Here is a 10,063-nt window from a genome sequence, read left to right on the forward strand (position 1 = left end):
ATGATTGCCTGGCCCGACACCCGAGGTACCCCCAGCCGCACGCTGCCCTTCGTGGCCATCAGTTGGCTGGTGGTCACCGTTAAATTCCTGATTGCCGGCATGACCCTGGGCCCGCTGGGCGAGATGCCCCAAATGGACGCCGGCGTCTATGGCAGCGCTGTGGCGCTGATCCTCGCCATCTGGGTGGGGCGTGAGTGGAAACAGAAAAGCATGGAGGCCAGCCGTGGGAATACTTGAGCTGCTGATCGGTGCCGCCATCGCGGTTTTGGGTGCCCTGGGCTACGCCTTCAAAAAACGGGGCGACGCTGAGAAGGCCACCCGCCAGGCGGAAACCCGACGGGCCGAACACAACCGGGCGGCCAGCGATGCCCAGGCCAGCGCCACCCAGGCCATGGCCAGAACCGGCAAACGCCAGCGCGAGCAGCGTACAAAGCCGGACACGCAGAAACGCGATGACCTGGAGGGCCACTGGTGAGAACACTTGTAAAGAGCTGGTGGTTATTTCTCGTGGTGCTTTTGACCGGCTGCACCACGCCGGCCATTGAGTACGTCACCACACCGTTACCAGTGCCGCCCCGGCCGGAGCTCCCGAGCGTCAGCGGCGAACAGCTCCAGTGCCTGAGCGACGAAACCTACACCGCACTGGTCAACCGGGACCGGCAACGGCGCGACTACGCCGAGCTGCTGGAATCGATCATTCAGAGCACACACACGCCACAGCAGTAAGGGGACGTTATGGGGTGGTTTGATGTTGATCCCGGCTATCTCAAGCTCGGGCTGGATCTGTTGCAGCTGATCGGGCTGGTGTTGCTGGCCGTGTACACCCACATCACCCAACGCAGCAAGGTGAACGCCCGGGCCATCGAGAAGGTCTCGGCAGCGCTCACCCAGCGCATGGACGACAAGGAAGACGATGATGACGAAAAGCGCGGTCACCTGGAAAGCCGGGTTGGCCACCTGGAGCGCCGGATGGACGTGGCGGAGCACCAGCTGACAGTGGTACCCACGCACCACGACATGGCCATCACCCACAAACGGATGAGCCGGGTGGCTGAGCAAATGGAGAACATGAGCGGCCAGATGGTCGCCATGAACCGGCAGTTGGCCATGATCAATGAGTACCTGTTAAACGAGAAGCGGGGTGACACATGAATTACCGCCAGTACACAGCGGCAGACCAACGCCTGGTAATCCTGCAGGCGCTGGAGGAAGACCCCGGATACAGCCACAACGAGGCGGTATTGCGGGGTGTTCTGGGCAGTGTGGGGCATGAGCTGTCCCGGGATGCGCTGCGCACGGAGCTGGCCTGGCTTCAGGAACAGGGACTGGTGACGCTGACACAGGCCGGAGACATTCAAGTGGCGCGCCTGACCGCCCGGGGCGAGGACGTGGCCCTGGGCCGTGCCCGCGTGCCCGGCGTGGCGCGGCCGCGCCTGGAGGGCTGAACCATGGGCCGAGTGAGACCGGGCAGTGTTGAGCGCCTGCCGGACGACGTGCGCGAGCAGCTGCAAGCGCTGCTGCGCGACCCCCGCGTTACCCAGTTGCAGGCCACGGCGCGAATCAACGACATCCTGGAGGCGGAAGGGCACGAAGAGCGCCTGAGCAAGAGCGCCGTCAACCGCTACGCCGTGCGCATGAACCAGGTGGGTGAGAAACTGCGCCAGAGCCGCGAAGTGGCGGAGATGTGGATTGCCAAGCTGGGTGCACAGCCTCAGGGCCAGCTCGGCAACCTGGTGAACGAGATGCTCCGCTCCATGGCCTTTGACCTGGCGCTGAAGCTCCAGGAGGGCGAGCTGACTGAAGAGTCCATGCCGGCGGTGATTGAGATGGTCAAGGAACTGTCCCTGTCCGTTACCCGGCTGGAGCGGCCAGCTCCGAGAACGTCAAGCGCGAGGCGGAGATCCGCAAACAGGAACGTGAACGCGCGGCGGAAGAAGCGGCTGCGAGCGCCGAGAGCGCCGCCCGGGCCCAGGGCCTGTCCAAAGAGGGCGTGGCCGCCCTGCGTGCGGCCATTCTTGAGGGCATGGCATGAACCAGAAGCCCTCGCCCAGGCTGTGGCCGACGCGAGCCAGCCGGTCAGCACCGCTGCCATCCTGCTGGGTTACCAGCAGAAGTGGGTGGCGGATAACAGCGCTGTAAAGGTGATTGAGAAAAGCCGCCGGATCGGCCTGTCCTACGCCGAGGCGGCTGACGATGTTCTGTACGCGGCCAGCGACGAGGGCGCCAACGTCTATTACATCTCCTACAACAAGGAGATGACCCAGGGGTTTATCCAGGACTGCGCCGGCTGGGCCAAGGCATACCAGGCTGCTGCCAGCCAGATCGAGGAGTCCGTGATCGAAGCGGATGACAAACAGATCCTCACCTACACTATCAAGTTTGATTCCGGCCATCAGATCCAGGCGTTCACCAGCAACCCGCGCAACCTGCGCTCCAAGGGCCGGCCCGGTGAGCGCCTGGTGATTGATGAGGCCGCCTTCGTCGACGACATCGAGGAGCTGCTGAAGGCCGCCATGGCCATGACCATCTGGGGCGGCCAGATCCGCATCATCAGCACCCACAACGGCGAGGACAACCCGTTCAATACGCTGATCAACGACATCCGCGCCGGGCGTTACGACTACAGCCTGCACCGTGTGGACCTGGACAACGCCCTGGCCGATGGCCTGTACCGGCGCATCTGCCAGGTCACCGGTCAGACCTGGACCCGCGAGGCGGAGGTGCAGTGGCGCCAGCAACTGATCAACCGCTACAAGCCCAACGAAGACGAGGAGCTGTTCTGCATTCCGGCCCTGGGTGGCGGCAGCTACCTGACACGGGTACAGGTGGAGGCCTGCATGGCCGATGCCCCGGTGCTGCGCTTTGACGGTACCCGCGAGTTCAACGCCCTGCCGGAACCTGCCCGCCGGGACGCCATGGGCGACTGGATCCGCGAGCACCTGGAGCCCGTGCTGCGCACCCTGGACCGGCAGCGCCGCCATGCCCTGGGCCAGGACTTTGCCCGCAGCGGTGACCTGTCGGTGATTGCCCCCATGGAGATCGGCTCCACCCTGCACCGCACGGTGCCGTTCCTGGTGGAGATGCACAACGTGCCGTTCAAGCAGCAGGAACAGGTGCTGTTCGCCGTTGGCAACGGCCTGCCCAGGCTGTGCGGCGTGGCCATCGACAGCCGGGGCAACGGCAGTTACCTGGGCGAGGCCGCCCGGGATGAGTGGGGCTCACTGGTGGACCAGGTGATGGCCACCGAAAACTGGTACCGCGAGCGCATGCCCAAGCACAAGGCCCGGTTTGAGGATGGCGGCATTACCATCCCTAAGAGTGACGAGCTGCTGGAAGACTACCGCGCCTTTACCCTGGTGCGCGGTGTGGCCCGACTGCCGGAGGCAAGACCAACAAGGCCGGCACCCGCCACGGTGACGCCGCCATGGCCATCGTGCTGGCCGACAGCGCCTCCGATATGGACGGCGTGGAAATCGAATTCACCCCGGCACCCCGCCCGGGCAGCCACAACGATGACGACGGGGACAATTTGAATCTATCCGGCTTTGGCATTGGAGGTGGTGCATGGTGAACGACTGAAACGCCTGGCCGGCCGCCTGTTTGGCGATGACGGCGAAGGCAAGGAAGACCTGGGCAAGGCCCTGGAAGAACAGCAGACCCAGGAGGCCCGCGTGGGCATCCTGCGCCGGGAGTTTGCGGAGCACCCCACCAAGGGCTGACCCCGGCCAGGCTGTACGAGATCCTGGAAGCCGCCGAGCACGGCGATCCCAAGGCCCAGCACGAACTGTTCGAGGACATGGAAGAGAAAGACCCCCAGATCGGTGCGGATCTGGCAAGCGCCGGCAGCTGGCCGCCGAACTGGAGTGGCAGATTGTGCCGCCGGATGGTGCGAGCAGCGCCGAGCGTAAGGCCGCCGAGCACGCCGCCGAGGTTTTCAGCTCGCTGGAAGTGGAAGACCTGATCCTGGACATGGGCTCCGCCATCGGCCATGGCTTTTCCAATTTGGAGTTGTCCTGGGGCCGTGATGGCAGCCTGCGCTACATCGAGCAGCCGCAGCTGCGGCCGCAGTCTTGGTTCCGCCTGCACCCGGATGACCAGAACCAGCTCACCCTGCGTGACATGAGCCTGACCGGTGCACCACTATGGCCACTGGGCTGGGTTCAGCACCGGCACAAGGCCAAGCCCGGCTACATCGCCCGCAGCGGCCTGCACCGCATGCTGGTGTGGCCGTACCTGTTCCAGAACTACGCCCTGGGCGACCTGGCCCAGCTGCTGGAGATCTACGGCATGCCGGCGCGGGTGGGCAAGTACCCCCGCAACGCCTCCGACAAGGAAAAAGCCACCCTGTTGCGGGCGGTGGTCACCCTGGGCCAGAACGCTGCCGGCATCATCCCCGAAGGCATGGCCATCGACTTCCTGGAAGCGGCCCAGGGCCGGGCCGATGTGTACGTGGCCATGATGAACTGGTGCGAGCGCGCCAAGGCCAAGGCCATCCTGGGCGGCACGCTCACCAGCGGCACGGGCGAAGGCACCAACACCAATGCTCTGGGTAATGTTCATGAGCGCGGCCAGGCCAGCCTGATCCGTTCCGACGTGCGCCAGTACGCCGGCACCATTCGCCGGGATATTCTGTGGCCGATGGCCTGCCTGAACTACGGCATCGAGAAGGTCAACCGGGCCCGCGCTTCTACCTCGACATGGGCGAGACCGAGGACTACAAGACGCTGTCGGAGTCATTGCCGGTGTTTGTCGACATGGGTGCGCGCATCCCCACCTGGTGGCTGCATGAGCGCACCGGCATTCCCCGAGCGGCTGACGACGACGAAGTGCTGCAGCCGAAACAGAAGCCGGAGGCCCCTGGCCTGAGTGTGCTGCGCCAGGCACTGACGGCCCAACCCGACACCCCGCAACCGATAGCAGCCCTGCGCCAGGACGAGCCCAACCTGGATGGCGAGGAGCAGGCCGCACAGTTGGAGACTCTGGCCAAAGCCGCCGCCGAGGCCGAGACCGCCCAGGTGGAAGCCATTCGCCAGGCGGTGGAACAGGCCGAGAGTCTGGAAGACCTGCGCGACCGCCTGGTGGAGCTGTCGGCGAGCCTGCCGATCGGCAACCTGGCGGAGGTGATGGCGATGCCCTGGCCGCCGCCCAGCTGGCCGGTCGTGCCGACCTGCTGGATGAGGTGCGCTGATGGCCGTGCGCTATGGCAACCTGCCGTTCCGGGAACAGATCGAGTACCTGCGCGAGAAGGTGGCCGTGCCCACCCGCGCCTGGACCGACATCTACGGCCGCGAGAACGATCACGCCTTCATGGTCGCTGGTGCCAATCGCATGGCCATCGTGGAGGACTTCCAGCGCTCGGTGCTCAAGGCCATCGAGAACGGCACCACCCTGCAGGACTTCCGCAAGGACTTCGACCAGATCGTGGAGCGCCACGGCTGGAGCTACAACGGCTCCCGGGGCTGGCGCACGCGGGTGATCTACGAAACCAACCTGATGCAGAGCTACAACGCCGGACGTGAAGCGCAGATGGCGGACCCGGAGCTGCGCCGCCTGCGGCCGTTCGGGCTCTACCGCCACGGCGGCAGCGAGAACCCCCGCCCGGAACACCTGGCCAACGATGGCAAGGTGGTGCCGCTGGACGATCCCTGGTGGGTGTGTGGAGCCCGAAGAATGGCTGGGCTGCACCTGCAAGAAGTACATGATCAGCCGGCCGAGGCCGAGCGCCGGGCTACACCGTGCTGGACCAGGGCCCGGAGATCGAGTGGGAGGAGAAAGTGGTGGGGCCAATGGCCCCAGCCCACGCACCGTGCGTGTACCGAAGGGTATCGACCCGGCTTTGAGCACCGCCCGGGTGCCGATCGGGTGCGCAGCGTAACCCCGCCGCAACTGGACGGCCCGTTACGCGGCACACGCGGGCCATTCCGCCCGGCCAGCGACTGACCCGATGCCCGGGCCCCGCCGCTTTGGCGTTGATCTGCCGGACCAGGCGGAGAGCGACACGGCCGCCGTGGACCGATTCCTCGGTGTGTTCGGTGCCCGCCGTGGTGGTGAACCCGTGCGCTTTGATGACGCCGTTGGTGAGCCTCTGCCCATCAGCGAGGCGCTGTTCCAGGCCGCTGACGATGCCTGGCAGTTGCCGGCCGGCACCGACCGCCGATACCTGGGCGTGCTGGCCGAGGCGCTGCGCGATCCGGACGAGATCTGGGTGGCGGCCGAGCTGCCCGGCGATGACCAGCGGCGGTGTTGCGCCGGCGTTACCTGGCCCGTTTTGCGCTGCCAGGTGATGAGGGCGTGGCCGTGGCCATCTTTGAGTGGGCCGCGATGGCTGGCGGGTACCACCGCCACCGGAGAAGACAACGCCGAGCTGCAGCGCCTGCGCCAGGGCGTGCGGCTGTACCGCCGGGGTGAGGACGACTGATGGCCGGGGTGAACCTGCAATGGCGCATCGAGACCGAGCGGCTGGAGCGAGCCCTGCAGGCGCTGGCCGACCGGGCGGCAACGCCCGCCCGCGTTCGAGGCATCGGCGAAGACCTGCTGCTGAGCCACCGCGACCGGTTCGACGCCCAGGAGAGCCGGAAGGCGAACCGTGGAGCCCCTGAGCGAGGCCTACCGCAAACGGAAGAAGCGCCGCAAGGATGAGATCCTGGTATTGAACACCTATCTGCGAGACACTCAGCGCTACCGGGCCGATGCGGACCAGCTCGAGTACGGCAGCGATCGGTGTACGCAGCTACCCACCAGTTCGGTGACGATGAGCGCGGTATTCCGGCCCGCCCCTGGCTGGCCTGTCACCGGATGATGAGCGTGCTGCCGTGCAGACCCTGCTCGATTTCATGGGCCACCCCCTGGGTTTGAATTAAGCAACGCCCTCAGAGCCGCTACAGCGACTCAGAAAGCCCACCCGGGGCGATGGCACCAGAAAACCCCGAAAGGCCCGTTAGACCCGCGTTAGATTTCCTCCAGCGGCCATCCGATCCGACAGTCTGACCCACGGTTGCGCGAAGCGCCACCCACACCTCAAAAACTACCAAACCGCTTTATATCCTGACTCCACCCCGGGCCGGCAATCTGGCCCATGAACCGACACGCAGTGAACACCCAGACCCTTGCAGCCTGCAGCCAGGCCACCACCGCCAACCCATTGCGGTGTGCGCCCTGGAAGTGCGGCTGGCCGACGACAAGACCGGCTGATCCTGCCGGCCGCTTTGATGCGCCCGGGGCTCCATGGCGGGCCAGGGCCGTGGGTGCTGGATGAAGCCGGCGCCCAGGCCGTGATCCGCAAGGCGTCCAGCCGCAGCACCGACATCGCCATCGACTACGAGCACCAGATTCTGCTGTCGGAGGTCAACGGCAAGCCGGCCCGGCGGCCGGTTGGGTGGACCCTCGCTCACTGGAGTGGCGGGAGGACGGCCTGTATGGCCGCATCGACTGGACCGACAAGGCGCGCGCCGCCATTGAGGCCCGGGAGTACCGCTACCTCTCCCCTGTGTTCCCGTACCACGCCAGCACTGGCGCGGTGCTGGATCTGTTGCATCTCGCACTCACCAACACGCCTGCCATCGACGACGGCGCCATCACTGAGCTGGCCGCCGCCCGCATGGCAACCCATGAAGCCGAACACGAGGAGGAAGACTCCGTGAAACGTGAACAGTTGATCAAGGCGCTGGCCTCAAAGCCGACGCCACCGACGAGCAGATCGACCAGCACCTGGCCGCCCTGAAAGCCAAAGCCAGCCAGGCAGACGAAGTGCGCCAGGCCCTGGAACTGGGCGATGACGAAAAGCCGGCCGAGGCGTGGCCGCGCTCAAGAGCAAGGCCGCAAAGCGCTGAACCAGACCTGACCCAGTACGTGCCCCGCGCGGTTTACAACGAAGTGAATCAGCAGCTGGCCGCCCTGAAGCAAGGCGGTGACCAGCAGGAGCTGAACAACCTGGTGGAGGAAGGCCTCAAGGATGGCCGCATCGCCGCAAGGCGCACGCCGAATGGCTGAAGAGCCAGGGCCTGGCCGCGCTCAAGCACACCTGAAGGACGCCCCGGGTATTGCCGCCCTCAAGGGCACCCAGACCAACGGCCGCAGCCTGAAGCAACAACGACGGTGAGCTGACCGAAGAGCAGCTGCCGTGTGCAAGAACATGGCCTGGACCCCAAGACCTACAAAGAGACGCTGGCCAGCCAGGCCTGAGCGTTGAACCACTGACCGAATAACGGGAGGACACCCTGATGGTAGCGGCCACCAAAAACCGAAACACCCGACCCGCGCCGGTTACAGCCGGGCCACGCCGTCAAGGCAGGCGTGATTGCCTACGCCGGCACGATCGCTGTAATGGCGCGGCGCTTTGCCGAGCGGCATCACGGCACCGGCTGACCGCCCTGGCCGATTCGACGAGTTTGTGGATAACTCAGGCGGTGCCGACGCGACAAGGAAGTGACCATTTCCCGTGTGCTTCATTTTGCCAACAGTGCCGGCGCTGACGAGTTGTGCGCGCCGACATCGGCAAGCTCTGTTACATCGTCGACAACCAGACGGTGGCCAAGACCGACGCCACCGCCACCCGCTCAGTGCAGGCATCGTCGATGCGTCGACGACACCGGCGTCTGGGTAAACATCGACCCGACAACGCGTGAACGCCTAACCGATAACCTAGGAGCCATCCGATGGATTTGACCAACGCAGCCTGCAGCGCTGTTCCAGGCCTACAGAATGAACTTCCAGCAGGCATGACCTCGCTGGCGACCAGGCTCCCTGTACGAGAGCTCTGTACCGTGGTGCCCAGCACCACCGCCGTGAGGTGTACCCTTCCTCAAAACCCTGCCGCGTTTGCGCGAATGGTAGGTGATCGGGTTATCCACTCCCTCGAGGCGCGGACTTCTCGATCAAGAACGCAAGTCGAGCTGACCGAGGCGTGCCCGCGACAGCATCGAGGACGACACCTACGGTCTGTATGGGCGGTGTTCAGGAGTTCGCCGCAGCTCCCGCGAGCATCCGAACGAACTGGCGTGGAATACTCACGGCTAACCCCGAGTGCTACGACGCCAGCGCTGTTCGACACCGACCACCCGGTGCTGGATGAGACGGCGCGGAACAGTCCGTGAGCAACGACATGGGCGGTGTGCCGGCCTGGTACGTGATGGACCTGACCGCGCGATCAAGCCGCTGGTGTTCAGCGCGCCGGGACTATGACTTCCGCTCGATTACCAGCCTGACGGACTCCGAAGTGTTCATGAAGGACAAGTTCCTGTCGGCGTGGATGCCCGGTGAACGCAGGCCCCGGCCTGTGGCAGTTGTGTGCGGTCCCGCCAGGACTTCACGGCGGCCAACTACGAGGCTGCCCGCAAACGCCTGCAGGAGCTGAAAGGCGACTACGGCCGCCCGCTGCGTTGCGCCATAGCCACACCATGGTGCCCAACAACCTGGAAGGCCCGCGCGCAAGGTCTGCAGAACGCCTGGCCGCCGGCGGCGAGACCAACGAATGGGCCAACACCTCCACCCTGGTATGAACTCCTGGCTGCCCAGCAGCTAAGCAGTAGGCACCCGTAAAGCGTTAGAAAACCCGCCTCGCGTGGGGCGGGTTTTTCAGGAGACCGATCATGGCAGCACGCAAGAGCACCGCAAAAACCAAGCCGCGCCAGCACCAGGCAGCGAACCGAATACCCAACCTGGCCAGGGCGCCAAGGAAACCGAAGCAACGGAGCCGGCCAAGGACCAGGCCGCCAAGGAAGGCACCACCGATAACGCCCAGGCACCGCAAGCGCCAGAGAGTGCGAGCGCCACGGGCGAGGCTGGGCAGCACGTTGCAGAGCCGGCTGGCGACGCCAAGCCCGAGGACGCCCAGGGTGACAACACCCAGGAAACCGGCAACCAGAATGACCAGGGCGAGCAGACCCCAGACCCGGAGGGCGACAACGACAACCCGCCCGAGGGCGAGAAGGCCGCGCTGTGGGTGCGTACCCGCCGCCGTGTGGGCAGTCGCCGGCGTGCCGGCATTCGCTTTGGCCGCGAGCCCATCGGTGTGGACCTGGAGTCCCTCACCGACGAGCAGGTGAAAGCGATCAAGGAAGACCCG

The 10,063-nt window shown here is 65.5% G+C and carries 13 protein-coding genes and 3 pseudogenes; all 16 read left to right on the plus strand.

Going from position 1 to position 10,063, the window contains the following annotated elements; translation table 11 throughout:
- A complete protein-coding gene (locus msub_RS15810; RefSeq protein ID WP_048495446.1) occupies positions 1-237 on the plus strand; it encodes a hypothetical protein in 237 nt (78 codons plus the stop codon).
- Positions 224-475: a hypothetical protein gene (locus msub_RS15815; RefSeq protein ID WP_048495445.1), complete on the plus strand. Its 252-nt coding sequence runs from the start codon at positions 224-226 to the stop codon at positions 473-475. The genes msub_RS15810 and msub_RS15815 overlap by 14 nt, the downstream gene beginning before the upstream one ends.
- Positions 472-726 carry a hypothetical protein gene (locus msub_RS15820; RefSeq protein WP_197083801.1) on the plus strand — a complete coding sequence of 85 codons (255 nt, stop codon included), beginning with the start codon at positions 472-474 and terminating at the stop codon, positions 724-726. Before msub_RS15815 ends, msub_RS15820 begins: the two co-directional genes overlap by 4 nt.
- Before the next feature lie 9 nt (positions 727-735).
- Positions 736-1,152 (plus strand): hypothetical protein, encoded by a 417-nt coding sequence (locus msub_RS15825; protein ID WP_048495444.1) that lies wholly within the window; start codon positions 736-738, stop codon positions 1,150-1,152.
- A complete protein-coding gene (locus msub_RS15830; RefSeq protein ID WP_048495443.1) occupies positions 1,149-1,445 on the plus strand; it encodes a VpaChn25_0724 family phage protein in 297 nt (98 codons plus the stop codon). The genes msub_RS15825 and msub_RS15830 overlap by 4 nt, the downstream gene beginning before the upstream one ends.
- 3 nt (positions 1,446-1,448) lie before the next feature.
- Positions 1,449-3,533 (plus strand): phage protein Gp27 family protein, encoded by a 2,085-nt coding sequence (locus msub_RS15835; protein ID WP_197083850.1) that lies wholly within the window; start codon positions 1,449-1,451, stop codon positions 3,531-3,533.
- An 18-nt stretch (positions 3,534-3,551) separates the two neighbouring features.
- Positions 3,552-3,719, plus strand: coding sequence for a hypothetical protein (locus tag msub_RS21630; RefSeq protein WP_156182783.1), 168 nt, complete (start codon positions 3,552-3,554; stop codon positions 3,717-3,719).
- On the plus strand, positions 3,694-4,866 hold the full coding sequence (locus msub_RS15840; protein ID WP_082146513.1) for a phage portal protein family protein: 1,173 nt from the start codon (positions 3,694-3,696) through the stop codon (positions 4,864-4,866). The genes msub_RS21630 and msub_RS15840 overlap by 26 nt, the downstream gene beginning before the upstream one ends.
- A 321-nt stretch (positions 4,867-5,187) precedes the next feature.
- Positions 5,188-5,940: a phage head morphogenesis protein gene (locus msub_RS15845; protein ID WP_048496884.1), complete on the plus strand. Its 753-nt coding sequence runs from the start codon at positions 5,188-5,190 to the stop codon at positions 5,938-5,940.
- Positions 5,941-5,944: 4 nt separating this feature from the next.
- Positions 5,945-6,418 carry a PBECR2 nuclease fold domain-containing protein gene (locus msub_RS15850; protein ID WP_048496885.1) on the plus strand — a complete coding sequence of 158 codons (474 nt, stop codon included), beginning with the start codon at positions 5,945-5,947 and terminating at the stop codon, positions 6,416-6,418.
- Positions 6,418-6,639, plus strand: a complete 222-nt coding sequence (locus msub_RS21865) for a phage virion morphogenesis protein (RefSeq protein WP_048496886.1) — start codon at positions 6,418-6,420, stop codon at positions 6,637-6,639. The genes msub_RS15850 and msub_RS21865 overlap by 1 nt, the downstream gene beginning before the upstream one ends.
- 569 nt (positions 6,640-7,208) lie before the next feature.
- Positions 7,209-7,989: pseudogene (locus tag msub_RS22235) on the plus strand (phage protease).
- Positions 7,990-8,477: 488 nt separating this feature from the next.
- Complete coding sequence (locus msub_RS21640; RefSeq protein ID WP_156182786.1) at positions 8,478-8,624, plus strand: hypothetical protein; 147 nt, start codon at positions 8,478-8,480, stop codon at positions 8,622-8,624.
- A 461-nt stretch (positions 8,625-9,085) separates the two neighbouring features.
- A pseudogene (locus msub_RS21645) lies at positions 9,086-9,352 on the plus strand (hypothetical protein); the annotation flags it as partial.
- Between the two features lie 43 nt (positions 9,353-9,395).
- Entirely contained in the window at positions 9,396-9,497 is a 102-nt protein-coding gene (locus msub_RS22240; RefSeq protein WP_227506824.1) for a Mu-like prophage major head subunit gpT family protein, read from the plus strand.
- 62 nt (positions 9,498-9,559) lie between these two features.
- A pseudogene (locus tag msub_RS15870) lies at positions 9,560-10,063 on the plus strand (hypothetical protein); the annotation flags it as partial.

This window comes from Marinobacter subterrani (genome assembly GCF_001045555.1).
In the GTDB taxonomy this organism is placed as follows: Bacteria; Pseudomonadota; Gammaproteobacteria; order Pseudomonadales; family Oleiphilaceae; genus Marinobacter; species Marinobacter subterrani.